Origin of the sequence: Geminicoccus sp. (assembly GCF_036263595.1) — a bacterium.
Taxonomy (GTDB): domain Bacteria; phylum Pseudomonadota; class Alphaproteobacteria; order Geminicoccales; family Geminicoccaceae; genus Geminicoccus.
Genome location: NZ_DATAGQ010000052.1, coordinates 12,617 through 25,813 on the forward strand (window position 1 = coordinate 12,617; position 13,197 = coordinate 25,813).

The following is a 13,197-nucleotide window of genomic DNA, read 5'->3' on the forward strand; positions in this document are numbered from 1 at the left end:
ATCACGACCCTGTAGACAATGCTCGGGTCTCCTGCCTGGATTGGCATCTCGTGTTGAGGACGGTGAGGACCACGACGCATGGTGTGCTCGCTGGATCCCGGGGTTCGCTATGGCCGAGAGCTTTTCCCTCACCCGCAGGAGCCGCCTGGCTCGATATTGACGACCCTCACGCTGCGAGCGCATCCTCGCGGACAGAGACCTGCTGCCCAGTCCGCCATCCTCCTTCGCTACGTAGGACGTTGTCGGACCGGACATAGCCGGACACGCCATGCAGGATGAACAGGTCGGACAGGACGTCGATGACGTCGCTCGAGTTGAGCTTGCGGTCGATCCGGATTGCCAGGCACTCGCGGGTGAACTCGTCGATGACGTTGAGCATCCGGAACCTGCGCCCGTCGTGGGTGCGATCCTCGACAAAGTCGTAGGACCATCATCCGTCAGTAGACGGATAATTCTTTCTTCAGCGGAGCAGCGGCCAGCAGGCCGCTGAGGGACATGGTTGGGATGCTCTGGCCGCAGGCGAAGGCAGGATCCCTCGTTTAGCCAGAGCCGGCCCTTCTTCGGCTGCTTGTGCGGCACTCTCAGCCCATCAACCGGCAGGGTTGAGCCGCGCAGCAGATCGACGATGATCCGACATCCGCAGGATTGGCGTCAGCAGACCGTCGAGGCCCGCCGCCAGATCCGCTCGACACGCTTGACGTTCACCACCCACCCCTGGCCGTGCAGCATCGCCGTGATCCGGCGGTAGCCGTAGCGGCCATACTGGCTGGCGAGCGTGATGATGTCGGCGGTCAATGCCGCCTCGTCCGGACGCGCTCTTAGGATTTTGCGCTGCGTCGAGTGCTTGAGCAACGCTCCCAAGGCTCAACACCTGACAAGCCAGACGCTCGGACACGTCGAACCTGGCCATGACATGCTTGATGTAGCGGCGACGGCGGGCGGGGCTCAGAAGTTTCCCGCGGCAGCCTATTTCAGGATCAGCTCCTCCAGCGTGAGCCTGCCCTTGGGCAATGATTCGGGAGGCCACATCGACGCCTGCGGGGTGCGCCAAGGCCCAGGAAAGCTGTTCATGTTGCTCGCGATCAGCCGTCAGCCGACGGCTGATCCGATCTCCACGGGAAACCGGGCCAGCAGGCCCGGGAGGCGACGGGGCTTCGTCCACGTTGCCTTCCTGGACGCCAGCACCGAAGCCAATGGCGCTGCCTTCCTGCCTGAGGTCGTCGTCATCTTCCCCTGCCAGATCCATACCGTGCTCACCGACCATTGATCGCTAGCAGGCCGTCGACGGTGTGCATGGCCAGGCTGAGCGGATGAACCGGACCAGCAAGGACGCCACCATCAGGTCCTTCCACGATCCGGACCTCGAGGCACTCCAGGTCTACGTCTCGGCGTTCGTCACCGCCTATCACGTCGCGAAGCACCTCAAGGCCTTTGCTGGCGGACACCCTTCCAGGTCGTCTGCGACGCCCGAAAAGGCGGTCTAACCATCATCAAGATCGATCCGCACCACGTCATCTTGGGAGCATACACCCAGTGGGCCGCTCCGATGGCCACCTCAAAACCGCAAGAATGTCCACCACGTCAGCAGACGCGACCGTCTGGGCAATGGTCGCCGCTGGCCACGACCCGATGGAGTCGCCAAACAGCGCCCACCCCAACGCGGTCTTCGGGCGTAGCCACCGGCATCCATGAATGGCCGATGCTACACAGCCGACGGTAGTGTTCGACCCGCCGCGAGGCGATCTCGTCAGTCTTTTGCTGGCCATCCGGCCGGCCACCGCGACGCCACCGCCAAAATCCCGATTGCGCTTCTCTGCATGACCGGTGTCTGGCGAGCGGGCGCTCGCTGTGGCCGCTAGCCGCTCGCCTCATCCGAACGTCGGGCGATGGTCCAGGGCGTGCTTCACCATCGCCTCGACCCAGGCCCTTTCCTCGCCCGCGATCGTCAGCCTTGGGGCGCGAACCATCTCGCTGCCGCGGCCGACCAGATGCTGGACCAGCTTGATGTACTGGACGAGCTTCGGGCTGGTGTCGAGGTGGTACATCGGCGTCGCCCAGCGGTAGAGCGTGCGTGCCTCGGCCCAGCGCCCCTCTTCCATCAGCTTCCAAAGCTGCACGGTCTCAGCGGGAAAGGCGTTCGCAATGCCATGGACGCAGCCGGTCGCACCCAGCAGCCCGCTCTCCAGCATCAGGTCGTCGACGCCGCAGAAGAGGGTGAAGCGATCGCCGGTCAGGTTGACGATGTCCGTCAGACGGCGGACGTCGTCCGAGCTCTCCTTGATGGCCACCAGCGTCTTCTGGTCGGCGAGTTCGGCAAAGGTCTCCGGCTTGATGTCGACGCCGTAGACCATCGGATTGTTGTAGGCGAGGACCGGCAGGTCAGTCGCATTCAGCACCGTGCGGAAGTGCTGGACGTTCTCGCGGGTGTCCGCCTTGTAGATCATGCCGGGCAGCACCATCAGCCCGTCCAGGCCGAGGGCAGCGCAATCTTCGGCGTAGCGGCAGGCATCAGCCGTACGGTTCTCGGCGACCCCGGCAATCACCGGTACCCGGCCCGCGACCAGTTCCTTTGCAGCCTTCAGCACGTCGCGCTTTTCCGAAGCGGACAGCGAACCGTTTTCGCCGACAGTGCCCAGCATGATCAGCCCATGAACACCGCTCTCGAGCAGCCATTCGACATGCTTGGCATTGGCTGCGAAGTCGATGCTCTCGTCGTCCTTGAACAAGGTGGTGACGGCGGGAAACACGCCGCGCCAGTTGATGCTCATCGATCGTCTCCTCGGATGGTCGGCGGAATCAGGCAATGGTGAAAGCGGGCGGACCAAGCTCGTCGCGGCGCGGGGTCACGCCCAGGCCAGGGCCGTCCGGCAAACACATGGTCCCGCCCATGCGTCGCGGTGCCCCGTCGGCGAAGGAGTGGGTGACATAGCCGTTGAAGTCGGTCGCGGCGAAGAGGTTGCGGACAGGCGTACTCGCGGCTGCATGCGCGATGGCAGCGGTCGCTACGTCCCCGCCCCAGCTATCCTCGACGATCATCAGCATGCCGAGCCTTGCGCACAAGTCGCGGACCAGACGGGCCTGGGTCAGGCCGCCAAGCTTGCTGAGTTTGATGTTGACCATGTCCATGGCGCGATCGTGTGCTGCTCGCAGCAGAGGTTCCAGGCCGTCGATGTTCTCGTCCAGCACGAAGGGAAGAGTGGTGCGTGCGCGGATCGACAGGCATTCGTCATAGCTGAGGCAGGGCTGCTCGATGAAGACATCGAGGTCCCGCACCGCGTTCACGACCCGCATCGCGTCGGCGGGCAGCCAACCGGTGTTGGCGTCCGCCACCAGCTTGTCCGAAGGTTCCAGAATCGCGCGGCAGGCTCGGATGCGGCGGATGTCCTCGTCTGGATCACCGCCGACCTTCAGCTGGAACCGCCGGTAGCCGTCGTCGCGATAGCTGCGCAGATTCGCTGCCATCTCTTCGGCAGGGCGCTGGCTGATTGCACGGTAGAGAGGGATCTCCCGACTTGTGATCCCGCCGAGCAGGGTGGCCACGGGCAAGCCTGTGACCTTGCCAAGGATATCCCAGGCGGCCATGTCGAGGCCGGACTTCACGAACGGATGCCCCTTGAGCTGGTCATCCATGACCTGCCAAAGGACTGCGTGTTCACGCGGATCCAGACCGAGGAGATGCGGCCCCAGCTTCTGGATACCGCCGCGGACGCCTTCGGCATAGGCCGGGAGATATACTGGGCCCAGCGGGCAGACCTCGCCCCAGCCAGTGATGCCCTCATCTGTGTCGATTGCCAGCAGCGTGCTGTCAAACACGTCCACAGATTTGCCGCCGGCCCAACGGTAGCTACCCTCGTTCAGCGGAAGCGAGACCTGCCAGACATGGACCGCATTGATCTTCATGACGTGTCGCCTCCTCTGGCGATCCAACCCGTGAGCTCGTCGCGTGTGCGTTCCAGATGCTCACGGAGCACATGGACGGCCCGTTCCCCATCACGATCGCGCACGGCCTCCACAAGCTGTCGGTGCTCGGTGACTGCCCGGGGCGCGATCCCCGCCAAGGCAAGATGAGCGCCCACATAGGCTTCGACGCGTTCGTCGAAACTCTGCGTCAAGGCCATGATGCGAGGCCGTACCGCCGGCAGGTAGAGCTGCTGGTGGAACAGGCGGTTCGCGGCCCCCCAGCCATGTCGGTCGGTTCGATCGAGTGCCGCTTCAAAGGCATCGGCGGCCGCCTCAAGTGTCTGGAGTGCCGGCGCATCGAAGCATGGCACCGCCCGCGCCAATAGATGAGGCTCAAGGAGCAGGCGCAGCTCGAACAGCTCGGTCACCTCCGTGGCCGACAGACCTGAAACGAAGGCACCGCGATGCGGTGCAAACGTCACCCATCCCTCCGCGTCCAGCCGCTGCAGGGCCTCGCGCACAGGGATCCGACTCAACCCGAACATCTCGGCCACGGCTTCCTGACGCAGATGAGCGCCCACAGGCAGTTCCCCTGTCAGGATCCTGCGGCGCAACTCGACTGCAACCTGATCGGCAGCGGTTTGGTGGATGCGCTGCATAACGCTCCTTCTACCAGCGATTATTGGATACATTATCCAATCTGTTGCTGCAAGCTGCTGATTCGGGCTTCCCGGATCGTGCCGTGCCCCATCACAGGGCAGGACCCGCCTCGACGTTACGCCGGCCGACCGTGCGGAGCTTCAGGGATGTAGAGCGATGGTGAGAGGGTCGGCTCGTTATGGGTGGGAGTACCGGCCGATCATGCATCCTCCGGATGCTGTGTGCCCTCTAGCTGGAGTCCGAAGCTGAAGATCATCCTGGCTCACAGCCGATGTTCAAGGGCGCGCGGACCCTGGTCCGGAACACAGGCGGACTGTTCGCGCGGCTCACCGCATAGGATCCACCGTCAGTGCGGGGGCCGCACTTCAGCCCATTTTTTGGGTCAGGATGCCGCGGCTCACGCAGACAGGCTTCTGGTTCAGCTTTCCAGGCGGTAGCCAGCGGGACCGCCATCCAATGTCAGAACCTCGAGTTCCTCGTCGATCCCACGAAGTCGGAAGCAGCCGAGGCTGAGGACCGGCTGCCTGCATCGCGCGGCAAAGGAGGCGGAAAACAGCAGGGACCGGCCCAGGCGTTCGCATAAGCCTTCGATCCGGCTGGCTTCGTTCACCGCACGTCCGATCACGGTGAAGTCGAGCCGCCGGGCCGCTCCAACATTGCCATAGACCACTTCGCCCCGATGCAGCGCGATATCGAGTGCCAGCGCGGGCAAGGCTTCCTTGCGTCGGGCAGCGTTGAGAGCGGCCGTGCGCGCCAGCGTCTCCTGTGCTGCCGCCAGGGCATGAACGCAGGCCTGCTCCCCATCGGGCCCGTCCTCAGGGAAGACGGCCAACAACCCGTCACCCAGGAACTTGAGGACCTCGCCGCCATGGTCGGACAGCGAGCCGCCGATGGCCTCGAGGTACTGGTCGAGCCAGCGCACCACGCATAACGGATCTTCCCGGCTGGCCAGGGCAGTGAAGCCGCGAAGATCCGCGATCAGGATCGCCGCGTCGATCGCACGGCCGGTGCCGCGATGGACTTCCCCCGCCAGCACGCGTTGGGCCGTCATCGGGCCGAGATAGACGCTCAGCAACTCCGATGCGGTCCTGGTCAGGGCGAACCGGCAGGCGGCCAGCCCGATCGTGGGCAGCAGCGCGTCGAGCGCAGCGAGTTCGTGGCCACCAAATCCGCCCAGCCGATCGGTCGCGACGCCGAGCGCCATGCCAGGCAGGGCGGGCGTCGTCGGCCCGCCGAAGCGAACCAACCACATCACGTAATGTGTCGCCCCTTGCTGACGCAGTTCCGCCAGGATCGGGATGACGTCGCAACCCTCGCCACGTTCGAGCTGCCAGCAATGAACCTGCAGGTCGTGGGACAGCATGTAGACGATGGGGCTGCGCCCGTAGGCGGCCTCGTCCTCGTCGGCGGCCATGTAGGGAGTCTCGTCGGTCGCTACATCAGTGCCAGGCCGCCAGACGAAGGAAAGCGCCCGGACAGTAGGATCGATCGCGCGCATGCTCAGGCTGACCCGCCAGAGCGGGATGCCATGACCCAAGAGCTGCTCGCAGGCCTGCGCCAGCAGATCGCGCAGATCGTCATTGGCAACGGCGCCCCGCAGGACCAGGTCGCTTACCTCCATGATCCATGAGGGAACGTCTTTATGCACCGATCGGCCTCACGATTCGGAAGTTGGACGTGGCCGGCACCCAATGAGCCAGCCTCAGGCGCCATGGCCGGCATGCTTGATGCTGCTCAAGTGCCGCCGAGCTCAATCTACCGCGCTACCGCGGCAGCAACCGACACGAATCCTGACCAGCCAGAGCCTTGCCTTACCCGCCGGGGACGTTCAACGATCCTTGGCATAGGGAACGCCGATCGCCTTGGGTGCCACGGCCTTGCCGACGAAACCAGCCAGGAGCAGAACGGTGACGACGTAGGGAATGGCCTGCACAAACTGGCTGGGGATCTGACCGATCCCCGGAATTGCATTGCCCTGGAGGCGGATCTGCAGCGCGTCGGTGAAGGCGAACAGCAGGCATGCCAACATGGTCGGACCCGGCCGCCATTTGCCGAAGATGAGCGCGGCCAGGGCCAGGTATCCCTTGCCGGCGCTCATGTCGCGGAGATAGCCGGCATTCTGCGCGATCGAAAGATAAGCGCCGGCGATGCCGCAGACGGCGCCTGACACCATGAGCGCGCGGTAGCGCATCCAGGGCACGGAGATGCCGGCGGTGTCGACAGCGGCCGGATTCTCGCCGACGGCGCGCAGGCGCAGCCCGAAGCGGGTCTTCCAGACGACCCACCAGGTCAGCGGGACCGCCAGTGCCGCGAGGTAGACGAGGAGATTGTGGCCGGAAATCAGCTCGCCATACAGCCCGCCGACGATCGGTACGCTGCGCATTGCTTCCACGAAGGGCAGGTCAATCGGTGTGAAGCGGGCCTCGTCGGCACTGACCGGAATGCGGCCGGCCTGCTGGAACCAGGCATTGGCCAGCACCGGTCCCAGGCCCGCCACCAGAATGTTCAGGGCCATGCCCGACACGACTTGGTCACCACGATGGGTGATGGTAGCGAATCCGTGCACCAGGGCCAGCCCGGTACCGAACAGCATGGCAGCCAGAAGGCCAGCCCAGGCATTGCCGGACAGCTCGGCCACGGCGGCAGCGGCGAACGCCCCACCCAGCATCTTGCCTTCCAGCGCGATGTTGACCACGCCTGCGCGTTCACTGAACAGGCCGGCCAGTGCGGCCAGCACCAGCGGAGCCGCCAGGCGCAGCGTGCTGTCGAGCAGGAGGAGGGCAGGGATCCACCACTCGCTCATGCCGCCACCATCATGCTGCGGCGGAACAGGCGCTCGAGGGTCGGGCGGAAGAAGTGCTCGAGGGCGCCCGCGAACAGGATCACCAGACCCTGAACCACTACCACCATGTCCTTGGTAATTGCGGGCATGTCGAAGGCCAGTTCCGAGCCACCCTGGTAGAGGGCGCCGAACAGGATGGCGGCCAGGATGATGCCGATCGGATGGTTGCGGCCCATCAGGGCCACTGCGATGCCGACGAAGCCGTAGCCACCGGTGAAGTTCAGGAGGAGCCGATGCTGGCTGCCCATGATCTCGTTCAGGGTGATGAACGAGGCGAGTGCGCCCGACAGCGCCATGGCCATCATCTGCCATTTGGCCGGTGAGATGCCGGCATACACGGCCGCTTGGTCGTTGCGGCCGACCACGCGCAGTTCGAACCCGGCCCTGGTCCTGGTGAGGAACAGCCAGAACAGGAACGCGCAGATCAGCGCCCAGAGGAAGGAGAGGTTGAGCGGGGTCTCAGGCAGCGACAGGCCGAACCGCTCGGCGATCTGCCAGAGCTCGGGTAGCCAGGTGTTCTCGGGAAACATCGCCGACTCGGGAGACGAACTGCCCGGCCGGATCAGCACGTAGACCAGCAGGTAGGTCATGATCGACGCGGCGATGAAGTTGAACATGATGGTGGTGATGACGATATGGCTGCCCCGCCTGGCCTGCAGCCAGCCCGGAACGAAGCCCCACGCCGCGCCGAACAGGGCCGAGCCGATCATTGCCAGCGGCAGCACGAGGAAGAAGGGCAGATCGCCCAGATAGAGGCAGACCAGGGTAAGCCCCAGGCCGCCGATATAGGCTTGGCCCTCCGCGCCGATGTTGAACAGGCCGGCATGGAAGGCGATGGCCACTGCCAGGCCCGTGAACACGAAGTTGGTGGCATAGAACAGTGTCCAGCTCAGCATCTCGGCATTGCCGAATGCACCGCGAACGAGATAGCCGGATGCTTCCAGCGGACTCTCGCCGAGCGCCACCACCACGAGGCCGGCGATCAGGAAGGCGACAGCCAGGTTCAGGAGCGGCAGAAGGCCATAGTCGGCCCAGGCTGGCAGGCGCCGGACGCCCGATGCGGCCATCACGCCGCCTCCTTTCGGATGCCTGCCATGAGTAAGCCGATCTTCTTCTCATCGGCCTGACCGCCAGCGAGTTCACCGGTCATCGTGCCGTCGAACATGACCAGGATCCGATCGGCCAGAGACATGATCTCGTCGAGCTCCACCGAGACCAGCAGGACGGCTTTGCCTGCATCCCGCATCTCGATCAGCCGCCGGTGGATGAACTCGATGGCGCCGATGTCCACGCCCCGGGTCGGCTGGCCAACCACCAGGAGGATCGGGTCGTGCTCGATCTCCCGGGCCAGCACCAGTTTCTGCTGGTTGCCGCCGGAGAAGGCCGTGGCGTCGTAATTGGGGTCTGGCGGACGGACGTCAAAGATTCTCATCCATTCGGCGCAGCGCTCGACCAGCTTGCGACGATCGAGGAACAAGCCATCCGTGCAGTCAGGCCGGTCCTGATAGCCCAGGAAGGCATTTTCCCAGGCGGGAAAGCCGCGGACCAGGCCCATCCGCAGTCGGTCCTCCGGCACGTGGCCAAGTCCTTCTGGCCGGTGGCCGCTTGCGTCGACTGGCCGCCCATCGAGTTCGACAGAACCCGACGCCGCCTTGCGGATGCCAGTGATCGCTTCGAGGAGTTCGGTCTGGCCATTGCCCGCCACGCCGGCAATGCCGAGGATCTCGCCACGCCGGACGTCGAACGAGACTCCCTTGACCCTCTCGACCCCCTGCCGATCGGTCACCACGAGATCGTGCACACGCAAGGCCAGCGTGGTCGGCTTGGCCAGCCCCTTGTCGACCCGCAGGAGCACCTTGCGGCCGACCATCAATTCGGCCAGCTCCTCGCGCGACGTCTGGGCCGTCGGCCGGTGGGCGACCATGGCGCCCTGGCGCATGACGCTGACATGGTCGGTCACCGCCATGATCTCGCGGAGCTTGTGGGTGATCAGGACCACCGTACGCCCTTGTGCCTTCAGGCTGCGCAGGATGCGGAACAGATGGTCAGCCTCCTGCGGCGTCAGCACGCCCGTGGGTTCATCCAGGATCAGGACCTTGGCGCCTCGGTAGAGAGCCTTGAGGATCTCGACCCGCTGCTGCACGCCGACGGGCAGGTCGGCTACGACCGCATCGAGGGGGACGTCCAGCCGGTACTCGCGCTCCAGCCGCAGCACTTCCGCCCGTGCCTTGGCCGCCCCAGCGGCCAGCAGGGGTCCGCCCTCTGCGCCCAGCAGCATGTTCTCCAGCACGGTGAAGGTGTCGATCAGCATGAAGTGCTGGAACACCATCCCGATACAGGCACGGATCGCGTCCTGCGGACCCTGGATCCGCACAGGCTGCCCATCGATCAGGATCTGCCCTGCATCGGCCTGATAATAGCCATAGAGGATATTCATCAGGGTCGACTTGCCGGCACCATTCTCCCCGATGATCCCGTGGACGGTGCCGGTCTGGATGTCCAGGTCGACGGAGCGGTTGGCATGAACCGCGCCGAACCGCTTGTCGACGCCGCGCAGGCTGATGGCTAGCGGCGCCGAGGAAGGCTGCTGGCGCTGGAACATGGTACTCCGGTCGAAGTGCAGGACCGCCGGCTGGGCTTACTGCTGCTTGGAGTAGTAGTCCTGCACGGTGATCTCCCCTGAGATGATCTTGGCCTTGGCCTCGTCGAGCTTGGCTACGACGTCCGGCGTGAGGACCTCCTTGTTGTTCTCGTCCAGCGCATAGCCCACGCCCTCCTCCTTGAGGCCGAGGTTGAGCATGCCTGCCTGCCAAGTCCCAGCCTGTGCTGCCTTGAACGCCTCGTATACCGCTACGTCCACGCGCTTGAGCATCGAGGTCAGCACGTTGCCGGGGTAGAGGTGGTTCTGGTTGCTGTCGACGCCGATCGAGAACTTGTCCTTGTCCTTGGAAGCTTCGAGCACACCCAGCCCTGCCGCACCTGCTGCGGCGTACACGACATCCGCGCCATTGTCGTAGTGGCTGAAGGCAAGTTCCTTCGCACGGGTCGCATCGGTCCAGGCGGCCGGAGTCGTGCCGACATAGTTGGCGGTGAGCTGGACCTGCGGATTGGCCGCCTTGGCTCCCTGCTCATAGCCCCACTCAAAATTGTGAATCAGCGGGATGTCCATGCCGCCCACGAAGCCGATCTTGCCGGTCTTGCTGGTCAGCGCCGCCGCCATGCCGACAAGGTAGCTGCCCTCGTGCTCCTTGAAGAGGATCGACTGGACGTTGGGCTTGTCGACGCTGGCGTCGATGATGGTGAACTTGCCATCCGGGTACTTCGTCGCGATCGCCTCGAGCGAGGTGCCGAAGGCAAAGCCGACGACGACGACGACGCTCGCCCGCCGCGCCATGCGCTCCAGCGCCTGATCGCGCTGGCTTTCGTTGGTCACCTCGAACTCGAGATAGTCGATGCCGGTCTCGGCCTTGAACTTCTCGGCGCCGTTGTAGGCCGCCTCGTTGAACGACTTGTCGAACTTGCCGCCCATGTCGAAGATCAGGGCCGGCTGGAAGTCCTGCGCCTGCGCCGCGACCGACAAGCTGAGCAAGCTCGCTGCTGCGAGAAGAACCGAACGGCGGATCATCGCTGTCTCCCACGTGACAAGATCGGGCGGGTCGACCGCCGCACGCATGACTGGAGCCTAAGCAAGGCGTAGCACTTGGCAAGCGCTGTTCACTGCCGGATCAAGACGACCGGATCCAGCGGCGCGCCAGCAGGACCATGCCATTGCACACGCCGAGCCCAAGGAGCGCCGGAATCAGGTGGGCGAAGGCACCTTCGGCCGGGGCATAGGCGAACGTCCAGGCGATCTTGGTGACGGTCATAAGGTTGAGGACGACGAGGCCCCACAGGAACGACCGCACCCAGAACGCCATCGCCAGTGCCGTCAGCATCAACGGCACGAGCAGGGCCAGTGCCAGCTTGGCAACCGTCCATTCGCCAAGCAGGTAGTCGCGCTCCGCATCCAGCATCGCCTGGACGCCTGGCGAGACTGTCGTCGGAGCTGGAAACCAGAACATGCTGGTTGCCAGGGCCAGGAGCGTGCCCACGATCCCCACCAGACTGCGCTGATAGGCGAAGTAGCAGAACGGCAGCAGGAACAACGGCCGGATGTACCAGCTGAGCAGATTGTGGTGCCTGGCCCAAGCCCACTGCACGACGTCAGCGAGTTCCATCGTTCCACGGCCATGACGTCACCGAGGTGCCGCCGCCCGCTGCAAGCGGTCTCGGATCGCTTCCGCCAAGCCGTCACCAGGGATGGGCATCACCGCGATGCGCGCCGCACCCGAGCGGTCAGCCCGACGCAGCATCGCGAACAAGTTGGCAGCGGCTTCCTGCAGGTCACCGGATGGGCTGAGGTTGAGGGTCACGCAGGCGCCCGCCGGCACGTCGTTGCCGAACGCCAGGAGTGCCTCATCCGCCGACACCGTCAGGGCATCGAGGCGCACCGCTGCCAACGGTGCGTAGTGGGAGGACAGCATCCCAGGTGAAGCGGGACGATCGGGATCCGGACCAGCCTGCCCAAGCTTGCCCAGGACGGCCTCCAACTCGGCTCTTGGCAGACCGCCCGGCCGCAGCATCACCGCGCGATCCGGCCGGGACAGGTCGATCACCGTGCTTTCCAGCCCAACCGGGCATTCGCCGCCATCCAGCACCATGGCGACGGCCGCGCCCAGGTCATCCGCCACGTGCCGGGCAATGGTGGGGCTGATCCGTCCTGACGGATTGGCCGAGGGTGCCACGATTGGCAGGGCCACTTCCGCCAGCAGGGTACGTGCCACCGGATGCGCAGGGACCCTGATCGCGATCGTGTTGAGCCCCGCCGTCGCGTACCGGGAGATCGGAGCATCTGCGCTGGCAGGCAGGACCAGCGTCAGTGGTCCGGGCCAGAACCGTTTGCCCAGCCGGAGGGCGCGCTCGTCGAAGCGTACCAGTGCTGCGGCGGCGGCCACGTCCGGTACATGGACGATCAATGGGTTGTGAGACGGACGGCCCTTGGCCTGGTAGACGCCCCGCACCGCCGCATCGTCCGTTGCGTTGGCGCCCAGGCCATAGACCGTCTCGGTTGGAAACGCGACGAGGCGGCCGGAGCGTAGAAGCTCGGCCGCCTCGCGGATCGAAACTGGGTCCGGTGGGACGATCCGGTTCACGCCTGCCGGCGCAGCCGGAACATGCCGACGCCCACGGCGATCGCAAACAGGATCTTGGCGATCTCGCTGGGGAGGAACGGCAGGACGCCATGCACGATGGCATTGTCAAAGCCAATCAGGACCGAAAGCCAGGCAACACCCACGACGAAGATCGCGAGAATTCCGCCCGTGACCGCCAGGGCCATACGGGCAAGGCCATGGCCGCCCTGGACGATCCAGCCGGCAATCGCGGCGGCGGCGACGAATCCGAGCAGATAGCCACCCGTGGGGCCGACCATATAGGCGAGGCCAATGCCACGCTCCGGCGTTCCCACGAACACTGGCAGGCCGACCGCACCCTCGGCCAGATAGGCCACGACTGTGGCAGCGCCCAGCCGCCACCCATAGGCCATTCCGATCAGCACCACGACGGCCGTCTGCATGGTCATCGGCACCGGCCAGAAAGGCACCTGCACCTTCGCGGATGCATAGAGCAGCAGCGTGCCGAACAGGACCAGCGCCACGTTGCGCAGCATCGGCCGCTCGGTCGGCCAGAGCTTGTCGATGGGAGAGACGAACGTGGTGGACATGACGATTCCCGGACGGCTTGTGGCAGGGCACAAG

13 protein-coding genes and 1 pseudogene are annotated in these 13,197 nt (G+C 65.1%); 2 read left to right on the top strand and 12 right to left on the bottom strand.

Annotation, left to right across the window (positions count from 1 at the left end; translation table 11 throughout):
• Window positions 1-238: 238 nt before the first annotated feature.
• A pseudogene (locus VHL31_RS04240) lies at window positions 239-996 on the bottom strand (IS3 family transposase); the annotation flags it as partial.
• Between the two features lie 73 nt (window positions 997-1,069).
• Here VHL31_RS04240 and VHL31_RS04245 point away from each other — a divergent pair.
• Both VHL31_RS04245 and VHL31_RS04250 read left to right on the top strand, forming a co-directional pair.
• Window positions 1,070-1,267: a hypothetical protein gene (locus VHL31_RS04245; protein WP_329659962.1), complete on the top strand. Its 198-nt coding sequence runs from the start codon at window positions 1,070-1,072 to the stop codon at window positions 1,265-1,267.
• A 43-nt stretch (window positions 1,268-1,310) separates the two neighbouring features.
• On the top strand, window positions 1,311-1,484 hold the full coding sequence (locus VHL31_RS04250) for a hypothetical protein (protein ID WP_329659963.1): 174 nt from the start codon (window positions 1,311-1,313) through the stop codon (window positions 1,482-1,484).
• A gap of 384 nt (window positions 1,485-1,868) precedes the next feature.
• On the opposite strand, the gene VHL31_RS04255 is transcribed toward VHL31_RS04250, so the two are convergent.
• The 11 genes from VHL31_RS04255 to VHL31_RS04305 all read right to left on the bottom strand — a co-directional run bounded on the left by VHL31_RS04255 (window position 1,869) and on the right by VHL31_RS04305 (window position 13,163).
• A complete protein-coding gene (locus VHL31_RS04255; RefSeq protein ID WP_329659964.1) occupies window positions 1,869-2,768 on the bottom strand; it encodes a dihydrodipicolinate synthase family protein in 900 nt (299 codons plus the stop codon).
• A 28-nt stretch (window positions 2,769-2,796) separates the two neighbouring features.
• Complete coding sequence (locus tag VHL31_RS04260) at window positions 2,797-3,900, bottom strand: cis-3-hydroxy-L-proline dehydratase (RefSeq protein WP_329659965.1); 1,104 nt, start codon at window positions 3,898-3,900, stop codon at window positions 2,797-2,799.
• A complete protein-coding gene (locus VHL31_RS04265; protein ID WP_329659966.1) occupies window positions 3,897-4,559 on the bottom strand; it encodes a GntR family transcriptional regulator in 663 nt (220 codons plus the stop codon). The genes VHL31_RS04260 and VHL31_RS04265 overlap by 4 nt, the downstream gene beginning before the upstream one ends.
• A 419-nt stretch (window positions 4,560-4,978) precedes the next feature.
• The gene (locus tag VHL31_RS04270; protein ID WP_329659967.1) at window positions 4,979-6,208 is read right to left on the bottom strand and encodes an adenylate/guanylate cyclase domain-containing protein; all 1,230 of its coding nucleotides are present in this window, start codon (window positions 6,206-6,208) and stop codon (window positions 4,979-4,981) included.
• A 180-nt stretch (window positions 6,209-6,388) separates the two neighbouring features.
• Entirely contained in the window at window positions 6,389-7,363 is a 975-nt protein-coding gene (locus VHL31_RS04275; RefSeq protein WP_329659968.1) for an ABC transporter permease, read from the bottom strand.
• A complete protein-coding gene (locus tag VHL31_RS04280) occupies window positions 7,360-8,469 on the bottom strand; it encodes an ABC transporter permease (RefSeq protein ID WP_329659969.1) in 1,110 nt (369 codons plus the stop codon). The genes VHL31_RS04275 and VHL31_RS04280 overlap by 4 nt, the downstream gene beginning before the upstream one ends.
• Window positions 8,469-10,004, bottom strand: a complete 1,536-nt coding sequence (locus VHL31_RS04285) for an ABC transporter ATP-binding protein (protein WP_329659970.1) — start codon at window positions 10,002-10,004, stop codon at window positions 8,469-8,471. Before VHL31_RS04285 ends, VHL31_RS04280 begins: the two co-directional genes overlap by 1 nt.
• Before the next feature lie 36 nt (window positions 10,005-10,040).
• Complete coding sequence (locus VHL31_RS04290) at window positions 10,041-11,027, bottom strand: BMP family ABC transporter substrate-binding protein (protein ID WP_329659971.1); 987 nt, start codon at window positions 11,025-11,027, stop codon at window positions 10,041-10,043.
• A 100-nt stretch (window positions 11,028-11,127) separates the two neighbouring features.
• Window positions 11,128-11,619 carry a hypothetical protein gene (locus VHL31_RS04295; RefSeq protein ID WP_329659972.1) on the bottom strand — a complete coding sequence of 164 codons (492 nt, stop codon included), beginning with the start codon at window positions 11,617-11,619 and terminating at the stop codon, window positions 11,128-11,130.
• Between the two features lie 18 nt (window positions 11,620-11,637).
• Window positions 11,638-12,594, bottom strand: coding sequence for an L-threonylcarbamoyladenylate synthase (locus VHL31_RS04300; RefSeq protein WP_329659973.1), 957 nt, complete (start codon window positions 12,592-12,594; stop codon window positions 11,638-11,640).
• Window positions 12,591-13,163, bottom strand: a complete 573-nt coding sequence (locus VHL31_RS04305) for a biotin transporter BioY (RefSeq protein ID WP_329659974.1) — start codon at window positions 13,161-13,163, stop codon at window positions 12,591-12,593. The genes VHL31_RS04300 and VHL31_RS04305 overlap by 4 nt, the downstream gene beginning before the upstream one ends.
• Between the last annotated feature and the right edge of the window lie 34 nt (window positions 13,164-13,197).